We start from the raw sequence: 15,798 nt of genomic DNA, 5'->3' as shown, positions 1-15,798 counted from the left end.
CGATTGTAGGATATTGACGACTCGTGAAGTCCTACAATACTCATACAATCCGCAAGCATGCCCGCGCCACGCGGCCTTGCTCCGGCAGAAAGGAGAGCGACAATGATCTGGGTTCCCATCCTGTTTGGCGTGTTCAAATTTGGCGCACTCGGGGCCACGATCTTCCTGTCCATCAAATCGCATCGTGATGGCGAGGAGGAAGAGCGGCAGAAGAAGGAAGCGGCGGCCCGATCCGAGGCCCCGCTCCCTGACGCATCCTCCAACGTGCAGGGCCCCTGAGATCGCGCGCCGGAGCGGCGCATGGTCCCGCCTGCAAAGGGGCGACCGCCCCCGAGCCCTCCCCTCTCAGGCGGCCCCTTTCAGGAAGAACAGCGCGCTCATGCCCAGCCCCACCAGAATGATAAAGCGGCGCAACAGCACGGTATTGCCGATCCGGCGGGCCAGTCCGGCCCCGATATAGCCGCCAATCGCACAACAGAGCCCGACCAGCACGAGGCTCTCCCAGGCGATCAGCCCCGCCAGACTATAGGTCACCACCGACACCAGCGACAGCACCAGAGACAGCAGGTTTTTCAGCCCGTTCATCCGGTGCAGATCCGTCATGCCGATCAGCCCGAACGCGGCCAGCAGCATGATCCCCAACCCGCCGTTGAAATAGCCGCCATAGGCGGAGACGCCAAAGAGGATCGCCAGCGCCACCGGCGTCGAGGCGCTGTGCCCGCGCCGCGCCAAGCCGCGCATCAGGAGCGGACCGCCCGCGAAGGCCAGTGTCGCCAGCAGCAGGAGCCACGGGACGACGCCGGAGAACAGCGCCTCGGGCGTCACCAGCAGCAACCCCGCCCCGACCAGACCGCCCGCAATCGCGGTGCCGCTCAGCGCCGCCAGCGAGGGCCGCCCCGCCCCCGCGATCTCGCCCCGATAGGCCCATGCGCTGCCGACATAGCCCGGAAGCGCGGCAAAGGTCGCGGTGGCATTGGCCATGACAGGAGGCACGCCGGCCCAGACCAGCGCCGGAAAAGACAGGAATGTCCCGCCCCCCGCCACCGCATTCAGCGCCCCCGCCCCCAGCCCCGCCAGAGCGAGCACAAGATATGTCAGCATGGTCGTCCTCCTCCGCTGCCCTCCTTGTGTGGCATGAGCGGGGCGCGGTCTGCAAACCGGTATAGGCCGCCGCTGGATTGGCGCAAACCAACACCTATCACGGCGGGTCGCGTGATCTGAAGCGATGACCCGAGATCCTCCCGAGGGGGGCAGCCCCCCTGCCCCGTGCAAGGCGGGAATCGTGCAGGGGGGCACGGCGCAAGAGCGTGCCCTCCTGCGCCCCGAAACCGGCGCAAGGGGGCGGTGTCGCCCGATGCGTGCGAACAGAATCAACGCGCGCCGCAAGGGTGGAGGGCACGGGTATGTCGCAAATATGGCGCGCGCCCTGCGGCCATGACCTGCGGCGGAAAAACCGCAGACCCTTTGTTTTTTGGACTATTTTCCAAAGGCTTGTAAGGGATCTGACGCGTTCTGGCGCGCAGAGGGGCCGCAACGGCCGCCGTGGCTACGCCATTCAAAGTAAAAAAAGATTTGCTAAAATGCCGAGTCTCGCCATAGAAACGGTAAAAACGAGCATGACGCTAAACAGCGTTCTTAAGAAGAGCGGCGCAAAAACCGCGCGCAGAACAGGTGATCCGATGAGCGAGACCACGATCCGCATCAACGAGCGCATTCGCCGGAATGCGGAGAATATCGCGTCTGCGCTGGAAAACCATATGCTTTCGGTCTTCGCGCCCGATGCGCGCAAGGAATTGCGCCTGTTCTCGGCCGGTGAGGCCGCCGATCTGCTGGGGATCTCCACCTCGTTCCTGCGCAAACTGCATTTCGAGGACAAGATCCACGAGGTCCAGACCAGCGGCGGCGGACGCCGTTTTTACAGCGCGCAGGATCTGGCCAGCATCCGCAGCCATCTCGATAGCGGTGCCAAAGTGCCCGGAAGCTATCTCAAGGGGCGGCGCGCGGGCGACAAGGTGCAGGTGCTGTCCTTCCTCAACTTCAAGGGCGGGTCGGGCAAAACCACCAGCACGGTCCATGCCGCACAGCGGCTGGCGCTGAAAGGCTATCGGGTCCTATGTGTCGATATCGACCCGCAGGCCTCGCTGACTACGCTGTTCGGATACCGCCCCGAGGTGGATTTCCTGACCACCGGCACGATCTATGACGCGATCAAATACGACGATCCGGTGCCGCTGGCGCAGGTGATCCAGAAGACGTTCTTCCACGGGATCGACCTCGCCCCCGCCGGTCTGATCTTGCAGGAATTCGAACACGAGACCCCGCGCGCGCTGATGAACAATGTCCAGCCCGCCTTTTTCAGCCGGATGGCGATGGCGCTGGCCGAGGTCGAGGCGGCCTATGACCTGATCCTGTTCGACTGCCCGCCGCAGCTGGGCTATCTGACGATGTCGGCGCTGTGTGCCTCGACCGGATTGCTGATCACGGTGGTGCCGAACATGCTCGATGTCGCGTCGATGTCGCAGTTCTTGCAGATGAGCGCCGATCTGCTGGATGTCGTCAGCGATGCCGGTGCGCCGATGGAATATGATTTCATGCGCTTCCTGATCAACCGGATGGAACCCAATGACGGGCCGCAGCAGCAGGTTGTGGCCTTTTTGCGCAATCTCTTCGGCAAGGAAGTGATGACCAATGCGATGCTGAAATCGACCGCGATTTCGGATGCCGGTCTGACCCATCAGACAATTTACGAGGTCGAACGCAGCCAATTCCACCGCAACACCTATGATCGTGCGCTAGAGTCACTCAATGGAGTGAATGATGAGCTTGAATCGCTGATTCAGGCGGCATGGGGTCGCTGAGAAAGGAACACACCGAGATGGCACGCAAAGGTATCCTGAATAGCAACATCACGCCGGCGGCAGAAACCCAGCCTCGTCAAAGACTTATGCCGCAAGGGGCGGTGGGGGCGCTGCAATCGAGCCTGACCAAGCTGCAAGAGAATGCGGTGCAGGAAATCAACCCTGCGCTGATCGACAATGCCGGTCTGGAAGACCGTCTGGGGCTGGACCCTGTGGAACAGGCGCGGCTGAAGGAAAGCCTGCAGACCTATGGGCAACAGGTGCCGGTGCTGTTGCGCCCGCATCCCAAGACGCCGGGCCGGTTCGAGATTGTCTATGGGCGCCGCCGTCTGGCCGCGCTGCGCGATCTGGGTCTGCCGGTCAAGGCGATGGTGCGCCAGCTTGATGATCACGCGCTGGTCATGGCGCAGGGGCAGGAAAACAACACCCGCACGGATCTGAGCTTTATCGAAAAAGCCAGCTTTGCCGCGCAGTTACAGGCCTCGGGCTATGACCGCCCGACGATTGCCGCAGCCCTTGCGATGGATCTGCCGATGGTCAGCCGGATGCTGAAGGTCGGACAGGCCTTCCCCCTGCCCTTCCTGCGCCAGATCGGGCGCGCGCCATCGATCGGGCGCGAACGCTGGATGACGCTGGTCAAGCTGTTCGAGGATGCCGCCGCGCGCAGCCGTGCCCATACATTCATGAACCGCCCCGAATTTGTGGTGCTCCAGACGGATGCGCGCTTCGAGGCGGTGCTGGCCGCCGCCCAGAACAAACACCGCGCCGCCCCTGCCCCCGTCAAGGCAGAGCCGCGCAAGGCCACGATCACCACGGCACAGGGCACCCCGCTTGCCCAGCTCAGGGCCACCGATAAGGGGCTGAGCCTGTCGGTGAAGACCGAAGGCTTTGATGCGTGGATCGAGGAGAATGCCGAAGACCTGCTCAATGAATGGTTTGCCCGCTGGCAAGCCGAAAAATAATGCAGGCCGAGCAAGAGCAATGAAACCAGAACAGGAGGCACATCTCGGGACCCCCAAATAAGAAAAGCCCCCCAAGCAAATTGGAAGGCCCTTCTCGTCGTTAGCACCTACGGGATACCTTGCCTTTCGCGCCACGTCAACTCTGCCGCTTGGACAGGGCCTGATTTTTTGCGTCCTGCGTGAACGTTCATGACATATTTCTCCACGCGTATGCACGGGCAGCCGGTTCAGGCCCTGCCCGATGGTCCAGTATTGTCAGCTGACAAATGGGCCATTGTCGAGGATCTGACCGAGGCTGCGGCGGATTTCGGTCTGACGCATCGCAGCATTGCGGTGCTGCGGGCGATGCTGACCTTTTTCCCCGAGCGCAGCCTCCCTGCCCTGCCCGGACGCGCGATTGTCTTTGCCTCCAATGACAGTCTGGGCACCCGTCTGGGCGGCATGCCCGAAAGCACCCTGCGCCGTCATCTGGCCGCGCTGGTCAGCGCCGGTGTGATTGCCCGCCATGACAGCCCCAACCGCAAACGCTATGCCAAGCGCATCGGCGGCACGATCGCGCGGGCCTTCGGTTTCGATCTGGCGCCGCTGGCTCAACTGGCGCGCCGTATCCACCAGAAAGCCTGTGACGCTCAGGCCCGCGCGCAGGAACATGCGGCCCTGCGTCAGGACGTGCTTGTGGCGCGGCACGACCTGCTGAGCCATCTGCCGCAGGCGGATCGGGACGAGGGTGCGCATCACAGCCACAGCGCGCTTCTGGCACGGACCAAGCTGATCCTGCGCCACAAGAACAATACCGCCGCACTCAAGACCCTGTTGCAGGACTATACCGAGGCGCTCGCACAGCTGGGCCAAACGGGTCATCCGCAAATGGGATATGTTGAAAAAGCAGCGGAAATGGATGCCAGCAACAGCGAAAATGAGCGGCACCAACAGAGGGTAATCAATAAAAAAAATCCAGAGCCTCGAACAAGCGGAGCAACGGATATTCGCCCCGAAGATCCGGACCTCGAAGCTTCAGGGCCCGAAATCTCACGCCCTGAACGGCAAGGTACCACACAGCAAGCTTCTGGGCAGGCGGATCGCGGCAACCGGATGGGGTCGGCTCTGCCGGTGCTCGCGGACTTCACCGAATACTGCAAGATGTATCCCGAAACCGCTCGGGACTGGCGAGAGCTGCACCAGCAGACAACCCAGCTTGTCGCGATGATGGGGATCGACGCACAGGTCTATGAAGAGGCGCAGCATATCATGGGAACCGAGATCGCCTCTATCGCCGTGCTATGCCTGTTGGAACGCTTCGAGAGGCTGCAAAATCCGGGCGGGTTCCTGCGCCATCTGACGCAGTGCGCCCGTTCCGACAGATCCGGATCGCGGGGGCAGGTGGTGGCACGCTTGCTGCGGGAAACGGGGAGAATTGTCAGCTGACAATTCCTGTCCGGCGTGGGGACTGCGCGCTTTGACCAGACGAAAGCGCCGGCCCGCCCCCTGCACGGCCGCGCTGTCACAAAGGAACGGGTCAGCCCCCGTTCTGGCCCTGCGCCTCCAAGGCACGGGCTTTCTGCGCCAGAGCGGCAGCGGCAGGAAATCCGAACCCCTCGATGGCCTCGGCCAGCCCCGCCCAGAAGCCCTTGAACCCCTGCCCCAGCGCCTCGGTCCAGTAGTGGCAGGCACGCGCCTCCTGCCCTGCAAGCGCCGCAAGACGCCCCAGATTGAAGCTGGCCCAGCAATCGCCCGCCCCTGCCCCGATGTCGTAATACATCCGCGCGCGCGGCAGATCGGGGGCCACGCCGCGGCCGGTTTCATAGCATTGCCCCAGCATGTTATAGGCCTTGTCCAGCCCCGCCTCTGCCGCCTGATGATAGAGCGCGACAGCCTCTGCCGGATCGCCAAACGGGGCCGGTGCCTGAAGGTAGAGATCCGCCAGATTGAACCGCGCCCAGACATGCCCGCGGGCAATGGCGCGGCGATACATGGCGATTGCCAGCCGCAGGTCTGGGCGCCCGCCGCGCAGCCCCAGATGGGCGATCCGGCCCAGCATGTTGAAGGCGCGTGGCTCGTCCTGACGGGCCGCCGCCGAAAACGCCTCCCATGCCGCTTCGGGGTTTCCGGCGCTCAGCAGCATCTGCCCGAGGCCAAGCTGCACCTCGCAAAGCGATGCGCGGCAGGCCGGCGCGCTCATAGCTCCGCCCATAGCCGGACAAGGTTGTGGTAATGGCTGACAAAGCGTTGCAGCGCCTCGCCCTCGTCGCCATAGGTGGCGCGCATCTGGCGGATCGCGGTGTCGAGATTGTAGAGCATGGCGCGTTTGTCATCTTCGCGCACCATGGATTGCGCCCAGAAGAACGAGGCCCAGCGGCTGCCACGGGTCACCGGCGTGACGTGATGCAGGCTGGAGGAGGGGTAGACGATCATATCGCCGGCTGGCAATTTCACCCGCTGCTGGCCGAACGTATCCTCGATCACCAGCTCGCCCCCGTCATAGGCCTCGGGATCGGTGAGGAAAATCGTGGTCGAGACATCGGCCCGCAGCCTTGCACCTCCGGCCACGGTGCGGATCGCGTTATCGGTATGGGCACCGAAGGTCATGCCGGTGTCATAGCGGTTGAACATCGGCGGCAGCACGCGCAGGGGCAGGGCGGCCGCATTATAGAGATCGTTGCGGGCCAGAGCGCGCAGGATATGCTCGCCCAGCCGCTGCGCGATCTCGCTGTCGGCGGGGATCTGCAGATTGTGCTTGGACTGCGCCGCCAGATCGCCGGCGGTCAGGCGGCCATCGGCCCATTGGCTGGTCTCCAGCGCATGGCGGAACTGCGCCACGTCCTCGGCGCTGAGAATATTGGGAACATGGATCAACATGGGATGTCTCGTCTGGAAAGAAAAAGGGGCAGGGGGTGGCCCTGCCCCGTCCGGTCAGAAGTTCTTGGTGAAACTCAGCCCGAAGGACCGCCCGCCGGTGGGCGTGGCCCGTGTGCCGTTGAAGGCCGCACTGTAATTGTCGTGATCGGTCAGGTTATAGGCGTTGAAGCCGATGCGGTAGCTGTCGGTGGTGTAGGAAATCGCCGCATCAAGGCTGACCGTTTCGGGGATCTCGGCGGTATTGGCCGCGTTCACATAATAGGCCGAGGCATATTTGATCCCGCCGCCCACCGACAGATCGCCCGACAGGTGGGTCTTCTCGGGGCCGAAATGATAGGCGGTCCACAGCGTAAGGTTATGTTTTGAAACGCCCGGAGCGTCATTGCCAATGGTTGCGGCATCGATCCCGCGCCCGTTGATCACCTCGCCGTCAAGATAGGCATAGCTGGCGCTGACGGTCCAGTCGTCGCTGATCTGGCCGGTCGCCCCTAGCTGCACGCCACGGATCCGCACCGCATTGCCCGCATCCGAGAAGCCGGTGGAGACGGTGCCGTCATCATTGACGGTAAAGGAGTTCTTCTTGCGGATCTGGAAGGCCGCGCCGGTCAGCCCCAGAGTGCCGTCAAACAGGTCCATCTTGCCGCCGATTTCCAGATTGTCCGACCGCTCGGGGTCATAGGCATCATTGGCCACTGTCGCGCTGGTGCCTTGCGAGCTTTGCGCGATATCGGTGCCGATCGGGCGATAGGAGCGCGAGGCGGTGGCATAGACCATCGTATCGGCATTGGGTTCCCAGATCACGCTCAGCGAGGGGCTGATGCGGCCCGCGCTGGTATCGGTGTTGGTTTCGGTGCTGGAGCCGATGGTGTAGCCGTCGAAGGTGCTGCGGAAATAATCTGCCCGTGCGCTGGCCTGCACCGACCATTGCTTGTCGATAGAGATCCGGTCGGCGGCGACGATGCCGATATCGGTCGCGGTGGAATCCGAGGCGGTATCGTAATCATAGCTGCGCGACACACCGGCGCCCGAATGGGACGGGTCGATCACCGTCTGCGTGACGCGGCCCGTTGTGCTGCCGCGCACCCGACGGTCGGTCTGATAGGTCAAGTCCAGCCCCAGCAGCGCCTTGTGACGCATCCCGAACAGCTCGCCCTCGGCATGGGCGGCCAGCATGTTCTCGAAGCCCCAGCCGGATTGTCTGTAGGCAACCCCGCCGCCTGCCCCATAGCTCATATCGACATTGGTGCCCGCCTGCAGAAGCGCCAGATTGGCGGCACTGACCGAGCCCGGCGACGTGATCGCGAAATCGCGGTTATAGTTTTTGAGCCGCGTGTCATTGGTCAGCGTGACCCCGTTCGAAAGCGTGGTCTCGAAGCTGGAGGTCAGCGTGTGGTTGCGGGTCTCGTCCTTGTCGCTGTCGCGGACATAGGAGGTGCTGCTGTCATAGCCCGGAATATCGTATTCCAGAAGCGGGCGGGCGATCCCGTCCGAGCCGGTGGCCATCGGCTGGCCCTGATCGGGGGTGCCGTCGCCGTGGTAATATTCATAGCCCAGATGCCAGGTGGTGCTGGTGCCCAGCCCCATGCCGTAATCCACCGCCAGCCCGCGCGCATCGACCGAGACATTGTCACGCCCCGCCGCATCGCCATTCTGGTTCATGATATTCACGCGCACGGCCGATGTCTCGGAAAGCTGCCGGTTCATATCCAGCGTCTCGCGGGTGCTGAGGCCCGATTTGACACTGCCCGAAACCGAATTGGCATCGCCCAGATGGGCTTTCTTGGTCTGCTGGTTGATCACGCCGCCCAGATTGCCCACGCCGAAGGCCTCGCCGGTGGGCCCCTGAATCACGGCCACGGATTCGGTGTTATAGGTGTCATGCGCATAGGTGCCGAAATCGCGCAGGCCATCGGTATAGATGTCGCCCGCCGCCGAGATGCCGCGCAGTTTGAACTGGTCGCCCTCAAGGCCGCCACGGCCCTCGCCGCTGGATAGCGTCACCCCCGGCACATTGCTCAGCGCCTCTTCAAGCGTGGTGATCTGCTGCTCTTTCATCGTTTCGGCCGAGACCACCGAAACGGTTTGCGGCGTGTCCTTGACCGACCCGCCCAGCATCCGCCCCGCCCCTTCGACGACGGCACCATTGGCATTGCTGCCGCTGCTATCCTCGACATAGATCGGGTCCAGCGTGACCGCACCGGCATTGGATGTGGTGGTGGATGTATCCTGCGCCAGCGCGTCCGAGGGGGCGGTGCCGATCAGCCCTGCCGCCCCGACAGAGGCGAGGACACCCGTTGCATAACGAGATTTCGAAGCCATGTTTCTACCTTGGTTACCGAGAAAGGATGGCTGGCGCGGCTCTGTCACAGAGGCCTTGGCTGGCTGGGTCTCGCGCAGATACCGCCGCAGGGGGGCGGCGACAATATGCCTTTTTCCCGCGCGGGGGCAGCGTGGCATCGGGGTCACGCGGGGCCTTTGCGGGCAGGGGGGCCTTTGCGGGCAGGGGGGCGCCCTGTGCCCGCAGAAAGGAAACGCTCTTTTCCAATTTGGGGCGTGGTCTGTCACTGTCGCCGCCGTCTCTGGGGCTTGCCCCGCACCCCACGCTCGCACCACGCTTGCGCAATAGGGCGAAGGGGTCCCTCACGCAAAGGGGGCGGGGTGCCCGATTTGCAGGCGGTTTGCGGCCCGCCTTGCGTGTTTGACAGCATGGCGGCACAAACAGGGTTTACTTTCCGGCGTTTCTATTGAAGATCAGGGATGTGCCTTTGGCACCTGCTGACACCGCCTGCCAATAATGCCATCCGGTGTCCCGATCCGCGCAGACAATAATGTCGGCGTCGCCTTCCTGTTCCAGATCCCGTGAGGCTTGTCCGCGATGGCTTTGGCCGGTCGCTGCGCCTCTGGCCGTCCTGACCTGTCCGCCTTTGGCGCGGGGCAGGGGCCGCGCAGGGTCTGTCTGGCGGGCGCATAACAAAAAATCCCAACAGTGGAGAAGTTCCATGACTATGACCCGTCGCCATGTGCTTGGCGCGTTCGGTGCCGCTGGCCTGTCTACGCTGGCAAGCCCGCTTCTGGCCAAAACCCGCCCGATCACCATTTCCGCCCTGTACGATCTGTCGGGCGGGCTGGAGGTCTATGGCCAGCCGATCGTCGATACGCTGAAATTCGCGGTCGCGCAGCAGAACGAGAAGGGCGGCCTGCTGGGGCGCGAGATCGATCTGAAGGTCTATGATCCGCAATCCAACATGCAGCTTTATTCGCAATTCGCCCGTCAGGCGGCGCTGGCCGATGCGCCCGATGTGGTCTTTGCCGGTATCACCTCCTCCTCGCGCGAGGTGGTGCGCCCGATCCTGCGCCAGTTCAATAGGCTGTATTTCTATGCCAACCAGTATGAGGGCGGGGTCTGCGACCGCAACATGTTCGCCACCGGCGTGACCCCGGGCCAGACGGTCGACAAGCTGGTGGAGTATTCGCTGCGCAATTTCGGCAAGAAGGTCTATATCGTGGCGGCGGATTACAATTACGGCCAGATCGTCGCGGATTGGGTGCGCAAATATACCCAGCAGGGCGGCGGCGAGGTGCTGGAGGTCGAATTCTTCCCCCTTGATGTGACCGATTTCAAGACCTCGATCTCGAAGATCCAGAGCGCCAGACCCGATTATGTCTGGTCGGCGCTGGTGGGCGGGGCGCATATCTCGTTCTACCGGCAATGGCAGGCGGCGGGGATGCATGGCAAGATCCCGCTTTCCTCGACCACCTTTGCCGGTGGCAACGAACATGTGGTGCTGACGCCCGAGGAATGCAACGGCTTCATGGTCTGCCAGAACTACCTGCAAGAGCTGGCCACGCCGGAGAACGCGCGCTTTGTCGAGGCGTTCCACAAGATGTATGGCGCGGACTATCCCTATATCACCGAGCTGGGCATGGGGGCCTATCAGGGCTTCCTGCTTTGGGCTGCCGCGGTCGAGAAGGCGGGCAGTGCCGAGCGTATGCCGGTGATCGAGGCGCTCGAGACGGGGCTGTCGCTGGCCGCTCCGAGCGGGCAGGTGACGATTGATCCCCAGACCCATCACACGATCATGGATGTGCATATCGCCCGCGTCGAGAATGGCGGGCTGATCCCCGTGCAGACCTTCGCCCAGCAGGCACCGGTTGATACGGCGGTCTCGTGCAACCTGCGCGAACATCCCGGGGACACACAGCAATATGTGGTCAAATTCTAAGCCCCTCCGAGCCATAAGGAAAAGACAAGATGGATTTCGTGGCGGTTCTCGCAATCGAATTTCTCGGGTCGATCGCCATTCTGGTGCTGATCAGCATCGGACTGGCGGTCGTCTTCGGGATGATGAAAGTGATCAACATGGCGCATGGCGAGTTTCTGATGCTCGGCGGCTATGTGGCGATCTATGGCACCAACTGGGCGGGGCTGAATTTCTGGGTCAGCTCGCTGGTCGTGGCCCCGCTTGTGGTGGGCGCGGTCGGTATGGGGCTGGAATGGCTGGTGGTGCGCCATCTCTACGGGCGCATGATCGACACCATGCTGGCCACATGGGGCATCAGTCTGGCGCTGGTCGGGGCGATGACGATGCTGGTGGGCAATACCACGCAGGGCCTGTCCACGCCGCTGCCCAGCCTGCAGATCGGGGCCTATTCGGCCAGCGGCTATGTGCTGTATCTGATCGTGCTGGCGGGGCTGGTGGTCGCGCTGCTTTACGCGCTGTTCAAGCGCACGACCTTCGGTCTTCTGGCGCGGGCCACAACCCAGAATGCCGATATGGTGGCCGCGCTCGGGGGCAATCCGCGCCGGATCTATGCCAGCACTTTCGGTCTGGGCGCGGCGCTGGCGGGGCTGGGCGGGGCGGCGCTTGCGCCGATGACAGGGGTGATCCCGACCATCGGTGCCAGCTATATCGCCAAGGCCTTCATCACCGTCATCAGCGGCGGCGGGGCCGTGATCGCGGGCAATCTCAGTGCCTCGGTGCTTTATGGGGTGGTCTCGCAGGTCTTTACCTATCTCTACACGCCGGTCATCGGGCAGGTCGCGCTTCTGGTGGCGGCGATGGTGCTGATCCGCTTTCTGCCCAAGGGCATTACCGGCCGCTTCTTCAAGAGGTCCATCTGATGACGAAACAGCAATATCCGGTACTGGCGCTTGTGGCGGTGTTCGGGCTGGCGATGGCGCTGCCCGCGCAGATGCAGCTTTACACCGTCTACGAGGCGACGGTCTATCTGGTGATGGCGATCCTTGCCCTCAGTCTGGCCTTCATCTGGGGCAAGGGCGGGATCATGTGTCTGGGGCAATCGGCCTTTTTCGGGCTGGGGGCCTATGCCTATGCGGTTGCCGCGCTCAATTTCGGGCCGGGAGTGGTGGCCTGCCTTGCCGCGGTCGCGCTGCCCGCTTTGGGGGCCGCGCTGCTGGGGTATTTCATGTTCTACGGGCGGATCAGCGATATCTATGTCGGTGTGATCACATTGGCGGTGACCCTGATCCTGTTCAACCTGATGAACTCCACCTCGGGGCCGCACTACCATATCGGGCAGGCGCGTCTGGGCGGGTTCAACGGCATTACCGGCATTCCGACGCTGGCATGGCCCGATGGCACGCCGCTGTCGCCTGCGGCGCTGTTCCGGCTGACGGCGGGGCTGCTGGTGGCGGTTCTGGCGGCGCTGGGGCTGTATCTGCGCAGCCCTGCGGGCAAGCTGGCGCTGGCGGTGCGCGAGAACGAACACCGCGCCGAGCTGCTGGGCTATAACGTCGCGCTGAGCAAGCTGAGCACCTTTGCCATTGGTGGCGCGGTGGCGGGGCTTGCGGGCGGGCTGTTTGCGAATTGGGGCGCGTTTGTCAGCCCCACGGTCTTTGCCCTGCTGCAATCGGCGCAGATCATCATCTGGGTGATCGTGGGCGGGCGCGGCACGCTGGTCGGGCCGATCCTTGGCTGTATCGCGCTGCAATGGGCCACCACCCAGCTTGGCACGCAGCAGGTGGTGCAGGTCAATCTGGTGCTGGGCGTGGTGCTGAGCGCCTTTGTGCTGCTGGTGCCGGCGGGTCTGCTGCCGAGCCTTGGCAAATGGGTGCGTCCTCTTCGGGCGGCGCGGGCGCAAGGCGGGCCATTGGCTGCGGCGGGGCCGCAAAGGAGTGCAAGACATGAGGGAGGGTCCGGCCATGACGCATGACACGCTGTTGCAGGCCCGCGGGCTGGGGATCAGCTTTGGCGGGGTCGATGCCGTGGGGGCGGTCGATTTCGACCTGCGCCCGCGCGAGCTGCGCTGCCTGATCGGCCCCAACGGGGCGGGCAAGACCACCTTCTTCCGGCTGCTGAGCGGGCAATATGCGCCCAGCCGTGGCACGATCCGCTTTGACGGGCAGCCGTTGCAGGGGCTCAGGCCCTTCGAGATCGCGCGGCGCGGCATCGGGGTGAAGACGCAGGTGCCCAGCCTTTTCGAGGGGCTGAGCCTGCGCGCCAATATCGAACTGGCCGCCAGCCGCAGGCTGCGCGGGGCGGAGCTGGCCGCCGAGGTCGAGGCGGTGCTGCACCGGATCGGGCTGCATGAGCTGCGCGAGACGCCCTGTGCCGAGCTGGCGCATGGCCAGCGCCAATGGGTCGAGCTGGGGCAGATCCTTGCCTCGCGGCCCAAGCTGGCGCTGCTGGACGAGCCTGCGGCGGGGATGACCCATGACGAAAGCCTCAGGACGGTGGCGCTGATCCGGCAGATCACCCGCGAAAGCGCGGTGATCGTGGTCGAGCATGACATGGAGTTCATCCGCCTGCTCGGGGCGGAGGTGACGGTGTTCGAACGGGGCCGGATCATTGCGCAGGGCAGTTTTGCGCAGGTGGCCCGCGATCCGCAGGTGCGGGCCGCCTATCTGGGACGGAAGGAGCAGGCGGATGCTTGAGATACGCGATCTGAAATCGGGCTATGCGCGGGTGCCGGTGCTGAACGGGGTGACGCTCTCGCTGGGGCAGGGGGAATGTCTCGGCCTTCTGGGGCGTAATGGCATGGGCAAGACCACGCTGTTGCGCGCCATCATGGGCGGGCTTCCGGCATGGTCGGGGCAGGTGCAAAAGGCCGGCCAGCCGCTGGACCGCCTGCCGCCGCAAGCCCGCGCCCGCTGCGGGATCGGCTATGTGCCGCAGGGCAAGCAGCTGTTTTTGCAGCTGAGCGTCGAGGAAAACCTGCGCATGGGCTGTGTGAAGGATTTCGGCCGGACGCGCGCGGCTCTGGCCGAGACGCGGGCGCTGTTTCCGCGGCTCGAACGGCTGTTCGAGCGGCAGGCGGGCATGCTGTCGGGCGGCGAGCAACAGCTTCTGGCGCTGGCGCGCTGTCTGTGCGGGGCGCCCGATGTGATCTTGCTGGACGAGCCGACCGAGGGCATCCAGCCCTCGATCTGCGACGAGATCCTGGACGTGCTGCACCATTTGCGCCGCGAGCGCGGGCTGGCGATCCTGCTGGTCGAGCAGGATATCGATTTCCTGTGGCAGATCTGCGACCGCGTGCTGACGGTGAATAAGGGCCGGATCGAGGGGGTGATCGAGCCCGCCGCCGCCGGCTCGATCGAGCAGGCGAAAACCTTTATCGGAATTGAAGGGTAATATCATGACCATCCGCAAACCGGATCTTGCGGCGGTTCGGGCCGCCTCGGACGCCTATCAACTGGCCATCCCCGAGGCGGAGCTGCCCGCCTATCACCGCCTGCTGGAGGGGGTCGCCGCCGACTACGCGATGGTCGATGCGCTGACCGACACCCCGCCCGCGCCCCGTTTCCCGCGCCTGCCGGGGCAGCGCCCCGCCCCCGAGGACAACCCCTATAACGCCTGGGCCATCCGCAGCACGGTGGCGGGCGCGCCCGACGGCCCGCTGAAGGGGCTGCGGGTGGCGCTGAAGGACAATATCTGCCTTGCGGGCGTGCCGATGATGAATGGCGCAGGCCCGCTGCGCGGCTATCTGCCCGAGATCGACGCCACCGTGGTCACCCGCCTGCTGGAGGCGGGCGCGCGCATCGAGGGCAAGGCGCAATGCGAATTCTTCTGCGTCTCGGGCAGCAGCCATACCAGCGATCAGGGGCCGGTGCGCAACCCCCATGACGAGACGCGCTCGGCGGGGGGGTCGTCTTCGGGCTGCTCGGCGCTGGTGGCCAGTGGCGAGGTCGAGATCGGTATCGGCACCGATCAGGGCGGCTCGGTGCGTATCCCTGCCGCCTATGCGGGGTTTGTCGGGATGAAACCGACCTGGGGTCTGGTGCCCTATACCGGCATCATGCCGGTCGAGCAGACGCTGGACCATGCGGGCATCATGACCGCCGATATCGCCACCAATGCGCGTGTGCTGGACGTGCTGGCAGGCCCCGACGGGCTGGACCCGCGTCAGGGCGCGCAGCCGGTGCGGGCGGGCCGCTATGGCGCGGGCCTTGCGGCGGGCTGTGGCGGGCTGCGGATCGGGCTGCTGCGCGAGGCGTTCGGCTGGGCCAATTCCGAGGCCGATGTCGATGCGAAAATCCGCGCAGCCGCGCAGGTCTTCGCCCGTCTGGGGGCCGATCTGCACGAGATCAGCGTGCCGCTGCACCGTCAGGGGCATGCGATCTGGACCCCGATTGCCACCGAAGGCACCGTGCGGCTGCTGGAGGGGCTGAATTACGGCTCGAACTGGAAGGGGTTGTATGTGACCAGCCTGATGCGCGCACAACGCGACTGGCGCGACCATGCGGCGCTTTTTCCGCCGGATATGAAGTCGGTTCTGCTTGCGGCGCATCATTTTGGTGGCAAATATGACGGGTATTACTATGCCAAAGCCCAAAATCTGGTACGACGGTTGAAAGCCGCCTATCTTGCCGCCTTTCAGGAGGTCGATCTTCTGCTGATGCCCACTGTTCCGCTCAAGGCTCCGGTGCTGCCCGGTCCGGACTGCGACCCGGAAACCTTCGTGACCCGTGCGCTGGAGATGAATGCCAATACCGCGCCGTTCAACGCGACGGGGCTGCCCGCGCTCAGCCTGCCCTGTGGCCGCAGCGCGGGGCTGCCGGTGGGGATGATGCTGGTCGGGCCGGACCATTCGGAGGCGCGGCTCTATCAGGCGGGGGCGGCCTTCGAGGCGGCGCAGGACTGGACGGTTCTGTGATGGCGGCG

Annotated in this window: 14 protein-coding genes; 10 read left to right on the top strand and 4 right to left on the bottom strand. The window is 64.3% G+C overall.

The window, feature by feature from the left end:
* Positions 1-102 precede the first annotated feature (102 nt).
* On the top strand, positions 103-279 hold the full coding sequence (locus WDB88_RS17530; RefSeq protein WP_339110112.1) for a hypothetical protein: 177 nt from the start codon (positions 103-105) through the stop codon (positions 277-279).
* 66 nt (positions 280-345) lie between these two features.
* On the opposite strand, the gene WDB88_RS17525 is transcribed toward WDB88_RS17530, so the two are convergent.
* Positions 346-1,101, bottom strand: a complete 756-nt coding sequence (locus WDB88_RS17525) for a sulfite exporter TauE/SafE family protein (protein WP_330628231.1) — start codon at positions 1,099-1,101, stop codon at positions 346-348.
* Between the two features lie 578 nt (positions 1,102-1,679).
* Between WDB88_RS17525 and repA the strand changes: the two genes are divergently transcribed.
* From repA to repC, 3 genes are all read left to right on the top strand, one after another.
* A complete protein-coding gene (repA, locus tag WDB88_RS17520) occupies positions 1,680-2,858 on the top strand; it encodes a plasmid partitioning protein RepA (RefSeq protein ID WP_330628305.1) in 1,179 nt (392 codons plus the stop codon).
* Positions 2,846-3,820 carry a plasmid partitioning protein RepB gene (repB, locus tag WDB88_RS17515; RefSeq protein WP_339110111.1) on the top strand — a complete coding sequence of 325 codons (975 nt, stop codon included), beginning with the start codon at positions 2,846-2,848 and terminating at the stop codon, positions 3,818-3,820. Before repA ends, repB begins: the two co-directional genes overlap by 13 nt.
* Before the next feature lie 189 nt (positions 3,821-4,009).
* Complete coding sequence (gene repC / locus WDB88_RS17510) at positions 4,010-5,245, top strand: plasmid replication protein RepC (RefSeq protein ID WP_339110110.1); 1,236 nt, start codon at positions 4,010-4,012, stop codon at positions 5,243-5,245.
* Positions 5,246-5,336: 91 nt separating this feature from the next.
* Here the strand turns inward: repC and WDB88_RS17505 are convergent, their stop codons facing one another.
* From WDB88_RS17505 to WDB88_RS17495, 3 genes are read right to left on the bottom strand one after another with little or no spacing between them, the layout of a single operon-like run.
* Positions 5,337-5,999 carry a tetratricopeptide repeat protein gene (locus WDB88_RS17505; RefSeq protein WP_339110109.1) on the bottom strand — a complete coding sequence of 221 codons (663 nt, stop codon included), beginning with the start codon at positions 5,997-5,999 and terminating at the stop codon, positions 5,337-5,339.
* A complete protein-coding gene (locus WDB88_RS17500; protein ID WP_330628227.1) occupies positions 5,996-6,676 on the bottom strand; it encodes a Fe2+-dependent dioxygenase in 681 nt (226 codons plus the stop codon). The genes WDB88_RS17505 and WDB88_RS17500 overlap by 4 nt, the downstream gene beginning before the upstream one ends.
* A gap of 54 nt (positions 6,677-6,730) precedes the next feature.
* Positions 6,731-8,995: a TonB-dependent siderophore receptor gene (locus tag WDB88_RS17495; protein WP_339110108.1), complete on the bottom strand. Its 2,265-nt coding sequence runs from the start codon at positions 8,993-8,995 to the stop codon at positions 6,731-6,733.
* A 680-nt stretch (positions 8,996-9,675) separates the two neighbouring features.
* Here WDB88_RS17495 and WDB88_RS17490 point away from each other — a divergent pair.
* From WDB88_RS17490 to WDB88_RS17465, 6 genes are read left to right on the top strand one after another with little or no spacing between them, the layout of a single operon-like run.
* A complete protein-coding gene (locus WDB88_RS17490; protein WP_339110107.1) occupies positions 9,676-10,899 on the top strand; it encodes a transporter substrate-binding protein in 1,224 nt (407 codons plus the stop codon).
* A gap of 29 nt (positions 10,900-10,928) precedes the next feature.
* Positions 10,929-11,798, top strand: coding sequence for a branched-chain amino acid ABC transporter permease (locus WDB88_RS17485; RefSeq protein WP_330628224.1), 870 nt, complete (start codon positions 10,929-10,931; stop codon positions 11,796-11,798).
* Entirely contained in the window at positions 11,798-12,850 is a 1,053-nt protein-coding gene (locus WDB88_RS17480; RefSeq protein WP_330628223.1) for a hypothetical protein, read from the top strand. Before WDB88_RS17485 ends, WDB88_RS17480 begins: the two co-directional genes overlap by 1 nt.
* The gene (locus WDB88_RS17475) at positions 12,822-13,571 is read left to right on the top strand and encodes an ATP-binding cassette domain-containing protein (RefSeq protein WP_339110106.1); all 750 of its coding nucleotides are present in this window, start codon (positions 12,822-12,824) and stop codon (positions 13,569-13,571) included. The genes WDB88_RS17480 and WDB88_RS17475 overlap by 29 nt, the downstream gene beginning before the upstream one ends.
* The gene (locus WDB88_RS17470) at positions 13,564-14,268 is read left to right on the top strand and encodes an ABC transporter ATP-binding protein (protein WP_339110105.1); all 705 of its coding nucleotides are present in this window, start codon (positions 13,564-13,566) and stop codon (positions 14,266-14,268) included. The genes WDB88_RS17475 and WDB88_RS17470 overlap by 8 nt, the downstream gene beginning before the upstream one ends.
* 4 nt (positions 14,269-14,272) lie before the next feature.
* Positions 14,273-15,790 (top strand): amidase, encoded by a 1,518-nt coding sequence (locus WDB88_RS17465; RefSeq protein ID WP_339110104.1) that lies wholly within the window; start codon positions 14,273-14,275, stop codon positions 15,788-15,790.
* Positions 15,791-15,798: the final 8 nt, after the last annotated feature.

It is taken from the genome of Thioclava sp. GXIMD4216, from assembly GCF_037949285.1.
Taxonomy (GTDB): Bacteria; Pseudomonadota; Alphaproteobacteria; order Rhodobacterales; family Rhodobacteraceae; genus Thioclava; species Thioclava litoralis.
Note: the sequence above shows the minus strand (reverse complement) of the source record. Positions and strands in the feature narration are given on the sequence as shown.